Genomic DNA, 13,224 nt, shown 5'->3' on the forward strand with positions numbered 1-13,224 from the left:
TGTGACTGGGTGCCAAGCCTGGTTGCGTCCAGGCCTCGAACAGTCACATGACGACTCCCCGGTCGAAAGGCTTGCCTATGGAACTCGCTCTCCATATACCGAATGGAATCATCAACATTCCCACCTCGGCGATCTTCGGCGTCATTGCCCTGATCGCGGTGGGATTCTCTCTGTACAAAGCCCGTCAAGACCTGGATCAACGGCTCGTACCCATGGCCGGATTGGCCTGTGCGTTCATTTTCGCCGCCCAGATGATCATGTTCCCCATTGCGGCCGGAGTCGCCGGCCATCTCCTGGGCGGCGCCTTGGCGCTCGTCCTGCTGGGGCCGTGGCTGGCGATCGTATGCGTCACCGTCGTACTGGTCATCCAGGGGCTCATGTTCGCCGACGGCGGTTTGACCGCTCTGGGGCTTAACATTACGAACATCGCCGTACTGACGGCACTCAGCGCCGCGCTCGTGGTAGCGGTGGGCCTCAAGATCCTTCCGCGCACGAAAGTGGGAGTCACCGTTTCGGTCTTCCTCGCCGGTTTCGTGAGCGTCTTGGTATCCGTCCTAGGGTTCCTCGTTCAATTCGCCATGGGCGGTGAACCGCTCGGGCAAAGCTTCTCGGCTTTGACCGGAGCCATGCTCGGCAGCCACGTACTGATTGGAATCGGTGAAGGCCTCATCAGTGCCTTCGTCGTGATCACCGTCGCCGCCACCCGCCCGGACCTGGTGTGGGCCTTGAAAGGCCGGCAGCTCAACACGGACGACGCCAAGGAGAGGACACCCCAAAATGCGTAGTACCACGAAATTCATCCTCGGTGGCCTACTCGCCACTCTGCTGGTCGCCGGAGTGGTCACCCTGTTTTCCTCACCGAACCCGGACGGCTTGGAAGCCTCGATCGACGACGGCTGTGAGTACGCCGACGAAGAGGTCGTGTCAGGCGAATGCATCGCACAGCAGGCCGGGGAGCATGAAATCGGCGGACCGTTCGCCGACTATGACGTCAGCTTCCTGAGTGGAGAGAACCTGTCGGTGTCCGTATCGGGGATCGTCGGGGTCATCGTGACGATGCTGCTGGCGACCGGACTGTTCTGGCTGTTGGCACGGCGTAGTCCTGCGGAGAAGCAATAATCCATGAGTGGAGCGCATGCCGAGGTGCTTTATGTACCTCGGTCCACTCCGGCTCACCACCTGCCGCCACAGGCCAAGATCATGGCCTTGGCGGCTTTTACCGTTCTCGTGGTAGTCACTCCGCGTACCGAGGTTCTCGCCTTCGGGTCCTATGCCGTCATACTGCTGGCGTGCATGGGCCTTGCGCGGATCAGCCCGATACGAATCCTCAAACGCTCGGTGGTGGAGCTGCCCTTCCTCCTGCTGGCGGTGGCGTTTCCCTTCCTCATGTCCGGCCCGACAGTGGAGCTGTGGGGCCTGGCGGTGTCAGAAGCGGGCCTGTGGGCGGGATTCAATCTCGCCGCCAAGGCCACGCTCGGAGTATGGGCGGCACTGCTCTTTTCGGCCACGACTCCGATCGCCGATATCCTCGCGGGCCTGTCACGCTTGAAACTCCCCGATTTGATGGTGGAGATAGCGGCGTTTGCGGTGCGTTACGGCCATTTGACGTGGGCGGAAGTGACCGCCCAGAATCGAGCCCGTCTGGCGCGCGGTTACAATCCGCGTTTCCTTTGGCAGGCCGCCGCCATCGCCCGTGGTCTGGGAACGATCTTCGTCCGTAGTTTCGAACGCGGCGAGCGCGTCTGGATGGCCATGACCGCTCGCGGCTATACCGGGCGTTTGCCTCTGGACGTGCGGCCTCGGCCGTGCGGGGTGTCGGAGTGGGCGGTGGCGTCGACTCCGGTGGTGGCGGCTGCGGCCGTGCTGGCGGCGGTGTTGGTGTGGTAGCGGAACCGAAGTTGGAACGAATCGATGTGAAGGAGTTGTGGTGGCGGCGGTTGACGTGAGGGATGTCGGATATCGCTATCCGGACGGGCATGAGGTGTTGCGGGACGTGTCGCTCTCGGTGCGGGAGGGTGAGCGGGTCGCGGTGTTGGGGCCCAATGGGGCCGGGAAGACCACTCTGATGTTGCTGTTGGCCGGTCTTCTGCAGCCGACGACCGGGACGGCGTCGGTGGCGGGCACGGTTCTTGATCCCAAAACGGTGCGTGAGGTTCGCCGGAGGATCGGTATTGTGTTTCAGATTCCCGACGATCAGTTGTTCATGCCGACCGTGGCGGCGGATGTCGCCTTTGGTCTCGCTAATTACGGCGTTACGGGCGAGGATCTGGACAGGCGTGTTGCGGAGGCCTTGGCGGACGTGGGGTTGAGTGACGTGGCCGAGCGGGCTCCGCATCACCTGTCGGTGGGGCAGCAGCGTCGTGCCGCGTTGGCGGGGATTCTGGCGATGCGTCCTGATTGTGTGGTGTTGGACGAGCCGTCGGCGAATCTGGATCCGGCCGCCCGGCGGCAGTTGGTCGATGTGGTGCGGCGGGAAGTGTCGACCTTGATTCTGGTGACGCATGATTTGCCGTACGCCCTGCAGATGTGTTCGCGGGCGGTGATTTTGGACGATGGTCGGGTGGCCGCTGAAGGGCCGGTCGCCGAAATCCTGGCCGATGGGGCGCTTTTGGAGAAGCATTCCTTGGAGTTGCCCTTTGGGTTTTCCCTGCGGGCGGCTCTGGCGGAATTGGCGTGAGGAAGCCGCCCGTGACAGCGACTTCCTCCTTGGACGGGTCTATTTCGCCGATTCGATGTCGGATTCGATCTGGGCGATCAACGCTTCGGAGTCGGCCATTTCTTCGCTGCTGACCTTCTCTCCGTTGATGAACAGCGTCGGGGTTCCGCTGATGTCGTCACGGTCGAGGGCGCTGTCGTTGGATTCGTCGATCCAGCCGACGTATTTTTCGTCGTTGACGCCGTCTTCGAATTCCGAACCGAAGTCGTAGTCTTCGGCGATGGTGATGAGTTGGGAGTTGGTGAGGGTTTTACCGGAGCCTTCTTCGGGTTGGTTGTGGAAGACGTCCTGTGCGTACTCCAGGAATTGGATGTCGTCTCCGGTTTCGAGGGCGTTGATGACGGCGTTGCCGGCTCGGCTGGAGAATTCGCTGTTTTGATTGCTGTCGAGGAAGTTGAGGATGTGGTAGTTGAGGGTCACGTCCTCGTTCTCTACCCATTCGATGAGTTTCTCGCCGTATTCGCTTTCGAACTGCTTGCAGACCGGGCATTGGAAGTCGACGTAGAGGTCGAGGGTCACCGGTCCGTCGCCGAGAACGAGTCCGTAGTCGTCGGTGGTCGACGTTTCCGGGTTGACCACTTCGCGGTTTTCGTCGTCGCCGCTGTTGAGATAAATCCCGAGTCCGATGAGACCGCCGATGAGGACGATGGCGATGGTGACGACGGTGCTGAACAGTATTGTCTTGCGTCGCTTTTCGGCGGCCTGCTGTTGTTGCATCGCGGCAACGGCCTGCCTACGGGAATTAGTGCTCATGAATGGGTTCCTTATCGGGTCGGATAGTAACGTCGATGCGTTGTGCGGTGATCTCCGGGTTCGTGACCACCGCACCGATCCTCTTGTTGCGTTAATCGGCACAACGAGGTAAACGAGTATTAGACGCGGCCGCCTCGTGAGCCGTTCCTGATGGTGACTGAGGCAATAGGTGCTGTGGTGGTGCGGTGACTACCAGGTTCCGAAGGCGTGTCGTGAGTTCTGATCCAGTTGGAAACAGAGTTTGGACAGGTCTTTATTGAGGAAGTGTGCGATGTGGCGCACGGTGTAGGCGGTGAGGGCCGGTTCGTTGCGGTGACCGCGCACGGGCATCGGGGCCATGAACGGAGCGTCGGTTTCGACCAGCATGAGTTCCGCCGGCACGTATGTCAGGGCCTTACGTAGCTCTCCGGCGTTTTTGAAGGTGACGTTTCCGGCGAAGCTCATGTGGAAACCGCGTTTGGCGCATTCTTCGGCGAAGGTGTAGTCGCCGGAAAAGCAGTGGAAGATCACCCGGTCGGGTGCTCCTTCGTCGTCGAGGATCGCCAGGCAGTCGTCGTGGGCCTCACGGTCGTGGATGACGAGGGTTTTATTGTGCCGCTTGGCCATTTCGATATGGGCTCGGAAGGACATGCGCTGTAGGTAGCGCCCCTCGGGGCCGGTGCGAAAGTAGTCGAGTCCCGTTTCTCCCAGCGCGGCGACGCGGTCGCGGTAGGCGAGTTGGTCGATGTCGTTGAGCGCCTGGTAGACGTCGTTCATGATGGGCGCGTCATTGGGGTGCAGTGCCGCGGCGGCCAGAACTCGGCGATCATGGTCGGCGAGGTCGGCGGCCCACCGCGAGGATTCGACGTCCGTACCGACCTGCACGATGTGTTCGACTCCCGCTGTCGCGGCCTCGTCGATCCAGGAGGTGATCTGTGGTGAGGTCGGTTCCGCGATGACGGCCGCATCCGCCGGAAAACCCGCGTCGACGAGGTCGACGTGGGTGTGCGTGTCTACGACGGGGACCGGTAGGGCTTCGGGACGTGGCGCTGGATCTGTTTTAAACACCCTTCAAATGTGCCACGCCCACCGGCCAAGGACGCGAAATCCTCCAAACGTGTGTGGCCGCCGGAACCATTCCGACGGCCACGGTCACGGATTCGATTAGTTATTGAGCCGCTCCAGCTCCTCGTCGACGATGGAGGCGTCGAGTTTGGAGAAGATCGGCGTCGGTTTGGACAGCTGAGTGCCGACCTTAACGGGAACCGACTCCCAGGCGGGAGCGTCGTGGTAGTCGCCCGTGAGAATCGGGTAGGTTCCCGAGACCGCTCCGCCCTCGTCGAGGTCTTCCACCTCGTCGATGTACGGCATGGGGGCGAAGTTGCCCTGGCCGCCCAGCAGTTCGTGCACCTTCTGCGAGGAATGCGGGAGGAACGGAGCGAGAACGGTCTTCAGGTCGCTCACCGCCTGCAGAACCGTATGCAGCACCGTGGCCTGACGCTTGGGATCGTCCTTGAGCTTCCACGGTGTGGTGTCGGCCAGGTACTTGTTCGCGGCCGCGACGGCCTTCATAGCCTCGGACGTGGCCGCGCGAATCCGGTTGGAGCCGATCAACTCGCCGACGGTCTCGAAGGCCTTCGCGGTGGTGTCGAGCAGTTCGCGGTCCACGTCCTCCAGCTCCGTCGGCTCCGGGATGGCGCCGAAGTTCTTCGCCGCCATGGCGATGGACCGGTTGACCAGATTGCCCCATCCGGCCACGAGTTCGTCATTGTTGCGCCGCAGGAACTCTGACCAGGTGAAGTCCGTGTCCTGATTTTCCGGCCCGGCGGCGCAGATGTAGTAGCGCAGGGCGTCGGCGGAGTAGCGTTCCAGGAAGTCGCGCACGTAGATGACGATACGACGCGAGGAGGAGAACTGCCGCCCTTCCATGGTGAGGAACTCACTGGACACCACTTCGGTGGGGAGGTTCAACTTCCCGAGTTCACCGGGTTGTCCGCCCTTGGCACCGTCGCCGTTGTGGCCGAGGAGCATGGCCGGCCAGATTTCGGAGTGGAAGACGATGTTGTCCTTACCCATGAAGTAATACGAGATCGCTTCCGGGTCGTGCCACCATTTCTTCCAGGCTTCGGGATCGCCGGAGCGCCGTGCCCATTCGATCGAGGCGCTCAGGTAACCGATCACGGCGTCGAACCAGACGTACAGGCGCTTGTCGCCTCGGTCTTTCCACCCGTCGAGCGGGATCGGCACACCCCAGTCGAGGTCGCGCGAGATCGCACGCGGCTGCAGGTCTTCCAGCAGGTTCTTGGTGAAGCGAACGACGTTGGGACGCCAGCCCGTTCGCGTGTCCAGCCAGTCGTTCAGCGCGTCGGCGAAGGCCGGCAGGTCGAGGAAGAAATGGTTTTCCTCGACGAACTTGGGGGCCTCGCCGTTGATGCGGGAACGCGGGTCGATCAGGTCGGTGGGATCGAGTTGACGACCGCAGTCGTCGCACTGGTCGCCGCGCGCCGAATCGAAACCACAGTGGGGACAGGTGCCCTCGATGTAACGGTCGGGCAGCGTCCGGCCGGTCGACGGGCTGATGGCCCCCTGGGTGGTCTTTTCCAAGATGTAGCCGTTGTCGTACAGCCCGGTGAACAGGCGCTGCACCGTCGCGTAGTGATTGCCGGTGGTGGTGCGGGTGAACAGGTCGTAGGACAGGCCCAGACGGCGCAGGTCCTCGACGATGATCCGGTTGTATTTGGCGGCGGCCTCCTCGGGAGACAGGCCCTCCTCGTCGGCCTGCACCAGAATCGGTGTGCCGTGCTCGTCGGTACCGGAGACCATGAGTACGTCGTGACCGCGCATTCGCATGTAACGGGAGAATACGTCCGCGGGAACCCCGAAACCGGCAACATGCCCGATATGGCGTGGACCATTGGCGTACGGCCAAGCCAGCGCAGTCAATACGTGTGTCATGCAATTAATCCTATAGGTTCGACGCAGGTGCTCCAACTCGCCTGCCGTGGTCAGTCAGATATTGAGAGCGGTTCCATCGCCGTCACCGGTGCCCCTCTGTCGGCAGAACTACACTTACGAGGACGAGCGAGTTCGTGTTTTGGAACGATTTCGTGCCCGAATAATGATCAAATACCATTATGTCGGAAACGCCGCAAACGCCACATACCGAATTCTCCTGGAATCCGGGACCGGACGCGCCCAAAGTACCCGGTGCGCGACCCCCGCACGGTAGTCAGGACGAGGCCGTCGCCGCCATTACCTCGATTTGGGACAAACCAAGGAAAGACGACGACCGGACCCGCTCCCGGTCGATCCTCGGCGTCCCCGAACGGCGGCAACATCGGCGTCCGACCTGGACTCTGCCGGGAATCGTGGTGTTGGCCTGTGTCATGGCGTTCTTCGCCTGGGTGGCGGCACCCGCGACGATGCTGGCGTTGGGTTGGGGAGAGACGCAGCAGGTCGAAGTGACGACCTGCGCGGGCGGCTTCGCTCCGCAATGCAGCGGAATGGTGGTGGATTCGGATGCCTCGGTCCAGCCGTGGGAGGAGACATCGGTCGATCTGATTGGAGACGTGAGCGCCGCCGACGTAGGGCAAACGCGAGAGGCGGAGGTCGTCAACGACACCGTCTATATCGGTGACGATCTCGGCCTGTGGTTGCGAGCGCTCATTCCGCTGGGATTCTACGTCATCACAACCATGGTGTTCGTTTATGTAAGCGGTGCCGGACGTCTCTACAGTGGGAAGCGGGCGGCGCGCTTGGCGTGCGTGACGTTTGCCGGGGCGTTGTGGCTTGGCTTTGTCGGCGTTGGAGCGGTGTCGCTGTTTATCTAAAGGAGCGGGAGAAAAGCGTCCCCATCGCCACGTGGTGAGTTTCGCATTCATAGGCGACTTTAAGAATGTCAGGTTCGCCGTGCGGTAGGATGGAAAATTCGCAGACACCCCGGCCCGAGGGAACGGCCGATGGACGAGGCCCGTCCGTTCGGGGTTGTTTCTGGTGGCGTGCCCACGGTACACACTCCTAGGATACGGTTGCCCGCCGCCCTTGGGGAGTCAACGTAGCGAATCGTAGGGACAGTGAGTTTTGAACGCAACGACATCTTGGTTTGGACCCCTTGACCGAAAGCAACGGCGTGCGCTTTTTGCGATCGGGCCGACCTCCGTTCTGGCCGGAATCATTGTCGCCCTGTTGATGGCGCCGCTGACCGTGGCGGTGGGAGGTGCCGCGAAGGTGGGTTCCGAGACCATTATGGATCTTCCCGCCGATCTCGTGCTTCCGGCCGCTCCGAAGGCGTCGGTGCTGTACGCGGCGGATGGTGAGACCCCCATCGCTACGTTCGGCGATCAGTATCGTGTCGATCTGACCGCCGAGGAGATTCCGGAAACGGTTCGTGACGCCGTTGTGGCGGTGGAGGACGAACGGTTTTTCGAACACAACGGTGTCGATCCGCGTGGGGTGATGCGCGCGGCGGTCACCAATATGGGCTCCGGTGAGGCGTCCGAAGGTGCCTCCACGATCACGATGCAGTATGTGCGCCAGGTCCTCGCCTATACGGCCGCCTCTCCCGATGAGGTCGCGGCGGCCACCGAGGTCACTCCGGATCGTAAGGTAAAGGAAATGGGCTACGCGCTCGCCTTGGAGAAGGAGATGACCAAGGAGGAGATTCTTACCGGTTATCTCAACACGGTGTACTTCGGGCACGGCGCGTACGGTATCGGGGCCGCGGCGCGGACGTATTTCAATAAGACGACCGACGAGTTGACTCGGGACGAGGCCGCGCTATTGGCGGGTCTGGTGAAGAACCCGAATCTGTACGACCCGATTTCCGGTTCCACGGAAGCGGCGACCAAACGCCGCAATCACGTCCTGGAACGGGAATTGGCCAACGACTTCATCTCGCAGTCCGAATACACGTCCTATACTCTCCGCGACATCGAGCTCGATCCGCATGAGGACGACGGCGATCAGGGCGGGGCCATCGATTCCGAGTACGGGTTCTTCGTCGACTATTTTGAAAGATGGTGGTCGCAGCAGGAAGACTTCGGAGCCTCTCCCGAGCAGCGTCGGGCCCGTCTCGACCGAGGCGGATACGAGATCATTTCGACCCTTGATCTGGACATGCAGGAGGCCGCCGAGGAGGCCATTGAAGAGAACATCGCGACCGGTGAGTCCTTCGCGCTCGGGTCGGCGGCGGTCGAACCGGGTACCGGAGCGATTCAGACCATGGCCATCAATCGCAACTATTCGCTCGACATCTCCGACAACGGGGACAACACCGGCGGCCCGGGCAAGGGGACGTACCCCAATACGACCAATCCGCTCTTGAGCGGCAACAGTGACGCCTCCGGTTTCCAGGCGGGTTCGTCGTTCAAACTGTTCACTCAAATCGCGGCGCTGGAACAGGGATACACCCTCGACACCTCGATTTACTCGCCGTTTCGCTATCCCACCGGATACGCGGTCGGAGATGACGGACCGGCCAGTTGCGGCGGATTCTGGTGCCCCAAGAACGCCGTGTCCTCAATGCATGGAACGTTCAATATGTGGAGCGCCTTCGGACAGTCGATCAACACCTATTACGTGCAGCTGATCGAGCGTATCGGTGCGGAGAAGGTCGTTGACGTGGCCAGCCGCATGGGAATCAAATTCCGGGCGGCCAAGGACCGTTCCCTGGCCGACGACCCCGGTGGCTGGGGGCAGTTCACGCTGGGCGTTTCCGACACCACTGCGGTGGATCTGGCCTCGTCGTATGCGGTACTGGCGGCCGACGGCATGTACTGCAGTCCCATGCCCGCCACTGAAATCACCACCGGGAAAGGCGACACTACCGTCGTTGAACCCGAATGTCGTCGAGCCTTGGACACCGAAATCTCCCGTGCCGCCCTCGACGCGGCTCGCTGTACGACCGGATACGGAGCCGTCACCGGTAAATGCGGTGGAGGCGGGACGGCCTCCGATATGGCCAGACAGGTCGGCGGGCCGGTGGCCGGTAAGACCGGTACGTCCGACGAAGACCGCACCAGCTGGTTCGCCGGGTTCACCCCCAACACCGCGGTATCCACCTTCACCGGTGATCCCGACCAGCCCAACCGGACCATTCCCCGAAAATGGCGCGGTGCCTCGGTCGACGTTTCCACGCAGGTGTTGCGAGAGAGCTGGGACAACAACCCGGAGGGATCCTTTACTCCACCCGAAAGTCATATCCGCTGACGGTGATCGTCGGAGAGTGCCCACGCGTGAGGTGGGCACTCGTACGGTCTATTCCGATTCGCCGTACTTCCACGTCCAGGCGTAACCGGTGTCCTCACAGTCGAAGGCCGCTCCGCACAGCTCCAAAGGTCGGAAGGTATCGATCATGACGGCGAGCTCGTCAAAGGACTCCGCTCCGATCGCGCGCTCGGGGGCACCGGGCTGCGGTCCGTGGGTGAACCCGGAGGGATGCACTGAAATCGAACCCTGTTCGATTCCGGAACCCTTGCGGGCCTCGTAATCGCCTCCGGTATAGAACATGACCTCGTCGGAATCCACATTGTGGTGGTTGTAGGGAACCGGAATGGAATCCGGGTGATAGTCCACTTTTCGCGGCACGAAGGAACAGATGACGAAATTCGGTCCCTGGAACGTCTGATGCACCGGCGGCGGTTGATGAATGCGACCGGTGATCGGTTCGAAATCGTGAATGGAAAACACCCACGGATACAGACAACCGTCCCAACCGACGACGTCGAAAGGATGCTTGTCATAAGTGAAACGAGTCCACAGTGTTTGCGAACCGCGCCCCTTGTGCTGCACGTAAACGTCGACGTTGTCGCCCTCGAGTTGCAGGGGAGAGGTGGGTGCGCGCAGATCACGTTCGCAATATGGGGAATGCTCCAGGAATTGACCCCGTACCGATAGATACCGTTTTGGGGGAGTAATGTGCCCGGTCGACTCCACCACGAGCGTACGCAGGGGGTCGTCCCCGGTGGGAATGACGCGGTAAATCGTGGCCATGGGGATGATCAGATAATCCCCACCGCTGATATCGATTTCCCCAAAGGACGTTTGCACCGTCGCGGAACCTGATTCCACATAAATGCATTCGTCCCCGAGCGAATTGCGATACAGCGGACTCGTCACAGTCGCGTTCGCATAGGAAATCCGACAGTCTGCATTGGAGAGAAGAGGTTGTCGCCCGAAAATCGCGTCGTTTCCGGTGCCGTTCAATTTGTGCGTACGCAGATGTCGCGGTTTCAAGGGATGATTGGGACTGGGGGCGCCGTCATCGGGATTGACCACTTCGCTCGAACTGATGGCAGTGGGACGATAACGGTGGTAGAGGAGAGACGAATCGGAAGAGAATCCTTCCTGTCCCATGAGTTCTTCGTGGTAGAGCGTGCCGTCGGGTTGGCGGAACTGAGTGTGACGCTTGGGGGGAATCTCCCCGACTTGCTGGTAGAAAGGCATCGTTGACTCCTCGTGCGTTGTGAACGGCCGATTGCGTCGGCCCTGGGACGAAGCGGGATGGACGCTTCTTTCGGGGCCTCTCGTCACTCGATCGGAGTGGGATCGTGCCCATGAGTGGGCCCCTCCCTTCAGTTTGAGACTAACCCAACATCCCCCGCTCGCAAAAAGCCGGTTATGATGCACGCCCGTTCACCAGGTACCGCGCCGATGTACGGCGCGAGCTGCCACGGAAATAGACACCGTGAACGTCCTTGCGTATGCTCAGTCACATGGCTTCACTGATACCGAGAGTTTTCCAAGGTCTGGTGGACGATGCCGCAGTATTCCCCCCGGGGAACGCTGACCTGGCCGATGCGCTGGTCAATCACCGCAATTATCGCAACAGTTGGTATGCCGATCTGGTCGGTCCGCTGCTGGTTCCCGCCAGCCGGCTCAGCGACGTTCCCGCGCTCAGCGATCACCCGCCCGCCGTCGGGGTGGTCGTCGACGTCGATCCGGCGGCGGTGGTCCTGCCTAAAGGACTCATCGTGACGCACTTCGAAATGAAGACCCCCACCACCGACGTGATCGCCCGCCTGGGGGCTGAAGGCGGATGCCTCCCCGGATTCAGCCAACCGGTATTCGCCGAATTGCCGTTCGAGGAACGGCTCCCCGAGCTGCTTGACGCCGTCGCGAAAGCCGACCTCACGCCCAAATTCCGCACCGGAGGACTGGAGGAATCGTTCTTTCCCAGCCCGGAAGTCCTAGGCGAGGCCCTCTGGGGATGCCTGCGGCGCGGACTGGGATTCAAGCTCACCGCCGGACTGCATCGGGCCGTGCGCCACACCGACCCGGAGACGGGATTCGTTCATCACGGTTTCCTCAACGTACTGTCCGCGAGCCGTGCGAACAGTCAACGCGAACTCATCGACCTGCTGAAACTGAGGGACCCGGAGGAACTCACCGAGGCCGTTACACTTCACATGAGCCAGGCTCGTCAACACTGGGTCGCCTTCGGCTCGTGTTCGATCCAAGAGCCCCTGGACGATCTCATGGCAATGTCGCTAGTGGAGGAAAAATAAAACATGGTTCTACGCACTTGGGTACCCGACGCTGAATCCAGCGGTTTTGGAATTCACCACCTACCGTATGGAGCGTTCGTCGGTCCCACCGGTCAACCTGCACGGCTCGGAGTGCGCATCGGCGAATACGTCCTCGACCTGCATGCGCTCGCCGACCGGCTATCCGATTCCCAGGCGGAGGTGGCCACGGCCCTGCGGGCCTCGAATCTGAACCCGTTCTTCGAGCTGGGCCCCGAAGCCTGGAACGCGGTGCGGGAGCGAATCCAAACGTTCCTGAGCGAGGAATCGAATGCGCAGACGGCGGCTCTCATTCCCCTGAACGAGATCGACATGCGCGCCCCGTTCGAGACGGCCGATTACGTCGATTTTTATGCCTCGGAACATCATGCGACGAACGTGGGAAAGATGTTTCGCCCCGACGGCGATCCCTTGATGCCCAACTGGAAACACCTGCCGGTCGGTTATCACGGACGTTCGGGAACCGTGGTTCCCTCCGGAACCGACGTGAAACGCCCCAACGGTCAGCGCCGTACCCCGGACGGCGGGATCGAATTCGGCCCCAGCAAGCGTCTGGACATCGAAGCGGAAATGGGATTCGTGGTCGGCCGTCCCAGCCGACTGGGCACTGCGGTCGGGGTCGACGACTTCACCGAGCACGTATTCGGAATGACGCTGGTCAACGACTGGTCGGCCCGCGATATTCAAGCGTGGGAATACCAACCTCTGGGGCCGTTCCTCGGGAAATCCTTCCTCACCTCGTACTCCGCCTGGATCACTCCGCTGGCGGCCCTGAGCGAAGCTCGGACCGAGGCACCACAACAGGACTTCGAGCCCCTGCCGTACCTGCGGGAGAAGGACCGGTTCGCCTACGACGTCTCCCTGTCGGTGCGGCTCAACGATACGACGATCGCGCACCCGAATTTCGACGCGATGTACTGGACTCCGGCGCAGCAACTGGCACATATGACCGTCAACGGCGCCAGCCTGCGGGCGGGCGACTTCTTCGCCTCGGGTACGATCTCCGGGCCAAACCAGGAGCAGCGCGGTTGCCTGCTGGAACTGACCTGGGCGGGGAAGGAACCGGTGAACCTCGCCGACGGTTCGACCCGGACATTCCTGGAAGACGGCGACACCGTGACCATTGCGGCCGAAGCGCCCGGCCCCGAGGGCAGCACCTTGACGCTGGGGGAGGTCACCGGCACCGTCACCCCTGCCGACTAGGGGTCGCATCGTAGCGACGAGACGAATTGAGGGTCGAGCGTGGGCAACGCT

The 13,224-nt window shown here is 61.6% G+C and carries 12 protein-coding genes; 8 read left to right on the forward strand and 4 right to left on the reverse strand.

Annotation, left to right across the window (positions count from 1 at the left end; all coding sequences use genetic code 11):
• Nucleotides 1-77 precede the first annotated feature (77 nt).
• The 4 genes from HALAL_RS0108580 to HALAL_RS0108595 are packed head-to-tail and all read left to right on the forward strand — an operon-like array spanning nucleotide 78 to nucleotide 2,677.
• Nucleotides 78-785: an energy-coupling factor ABC transporter permease gene (locus HALAL_RS0108580; protein ID WP_025273608.1), complete on the forward strand. Its 708-nt coding sequence runs from the start codon at nucleotides 78-80 to the stop codon at nucleotides 783-785.
• On the forward strand, nucleotides 778-1,119 hold the full coding sequence (locus tag HALAL_RS0108585; RefSeq protein ID WP_025273609.1) for a PDGLE domain-containing protein: 342 nt from the start codon (nucleotides 778-780) through the stop codon (nucleotides 1,117-1,119). The genes HALAL_RS0108580 and HALAL_RS0108585 overlap by 8 nt, the downstream gene beginning before the upstream one ends.
• Nucleotides 1,120-1,122: 3 nt before the next feature.
• A complete protein-coding gene (gene cbiQ, locus HALAL_RS0108590) occupies nucleotides 1,123-1,887 on the forward strand; it encodes a cobalt ECF transporter T component CbiQ (RefSeq protein WP_025273610.1) in 765 nt (254 codons plus the stop codon).
• 40 nt (nucleotides 1,888-1,927) lie between these two features.
• Entirely contained in the window at nucleotides 1,928-2,677 is a 750-nt protein-coding gene (locus HALAL_RS0108595; protein WP_029767620.1) for an energy-coupling factor ABC transporter ATP-binding protein, read from the forward strand.
• A gap of 39 nt (nucleotides 2,678-2,716) precedes the next feature.
• Here HALAL_RS0108595 and HALAL_RS0108600 read toward each other — a convergent pair whose 3' ends face one another.
• The 3 genes from HALAL_RS0108600 to metG form a co-directional block, all read right to left on the reverse strand.
• Nucleotides 2,717-3,469: a DsbA family protein gene (locus HALAL_RS0108600; protein WP_035534455.1), complete on the reverse strand. Its 753-nt coding sequence runs from the start codon at nucleotides 3,467-3,469 to the stop codon at nucleotides 2,717-2,719.
• Nucleotides 3,470-3,658: 189 nt separating this feature from the next.
• Nucleotides 3,659-4,516 (reverse strand): TatD family hydrolase, encoded by an 858-nt coding sequence (locus HALAL_RS0108605; protein WP_025273613.1) that lies wholly within the window; start codon nucleotides 4,514-4,516, stop codon nucleotides 3,659-3,661.
• Between the two features lie 96 nt (nucleotides 4,517-4,612).
• A complete protein-coding gene (metG, locus tag HALAL_RS0108610; RefSeq protein ID WP_025273614.1) occupies nucleotides 4,613-6,403 on the reverse strand; it encodes a methionine--tRNA ligase in 1,791 nt (596 codons plus the stop codon).
• Between the two features lie 179 nt (nucleotides 6,404-6,582).
• Between metG and HALAL_RS0108615 the strand changes: the two genes are divergently transcribed.
• Both HALAL_RS0108615 and HALAL_RS0108620 read left to right on the forward strand, forming a co-directional pair.
• On the forward strand, nucleotides 6,583-7,278 hold the full coding sequence (locus tag HALAL_RS0108615; protein WP_025273615.1) for a hypothetical protein: 696 nt from the start codon (nucleotides 6,583-6,585) through the stop codon (nucleotides 7,276-7,278).
• Nucleotides 7,279-7,528: 250 nt separating this feature from the next.
• A complete protein-coding gene (locus HALAL_RS0108620; RefSeq protein ID WP_025273616.1) occupies nucleotides 7,529-9,655 on the forward strand; it encodes a transglycosylase domain-containing protein in 2,127 nt (708 codons plus the stop codon).
• A gap of 48 nt (nucleotides 9,656-9,703) precedes the next feature.
• Here the strand turns inward: HALAL_RS0108620 and HALAL_RS0108625 are convergent, their stop codons facing one another.
• Nucleotides 9,704-10,891 (reverse strand): homogentisate 1,2-dioxygenase, encoded by a 1,188-nt coding sequence (locus tag HALAL_RS0108625; RefSeq protein ID WP_025273617.1) that lies wholly within the window; start codon nucleotides 10,889-10,891, stop codon nucleotides 9,704-9,706.
• A 269-nt stretch (nucleotides 10,892-11,160) separates the two neighbouring features.
• Here HALAL_RS0108625 and HALAL_RS0108630 point away from each other — a divergent pair, with 269 nt between their 5' ends.
• Nucleotides 11,161-11,952, forward strand: a complete 792-nt coding sequence (locus HALAL_RS0108630; RefSeq protein WP_025273618.1) for a hypothetical protein — start codon at nucleotides 11,161-11,163, stop codon at nucleotides 11,950-11,952.
• 3 nt (nucleotides 11,953-11,955) lie between these two features.
• Complete coding sequence (gene fahA / locus HALAL_RS0108635) at nucleotides 11,956-13,173, forward strand: fumarylacetoacetase (protein ID WP_025273619.1); 1,218 nt, start codon at nucleotides 11,956-11,958, stop codon at nucleotides 13,171-13,173.
• Nucleotides 13,174-13,224 lie beyond the last annotated feature (51 nt).

Origin of the sequence: Haloglycomyces albus DSM 45210, assembly GCF_000527155.1 — a bacterium.
GTDB lineage: Bacteria > Actinomycetota > Actinomycetes > Mycobacteriales > Micromonosporaceae > Haloglycomyces > Haloglycomyces albus.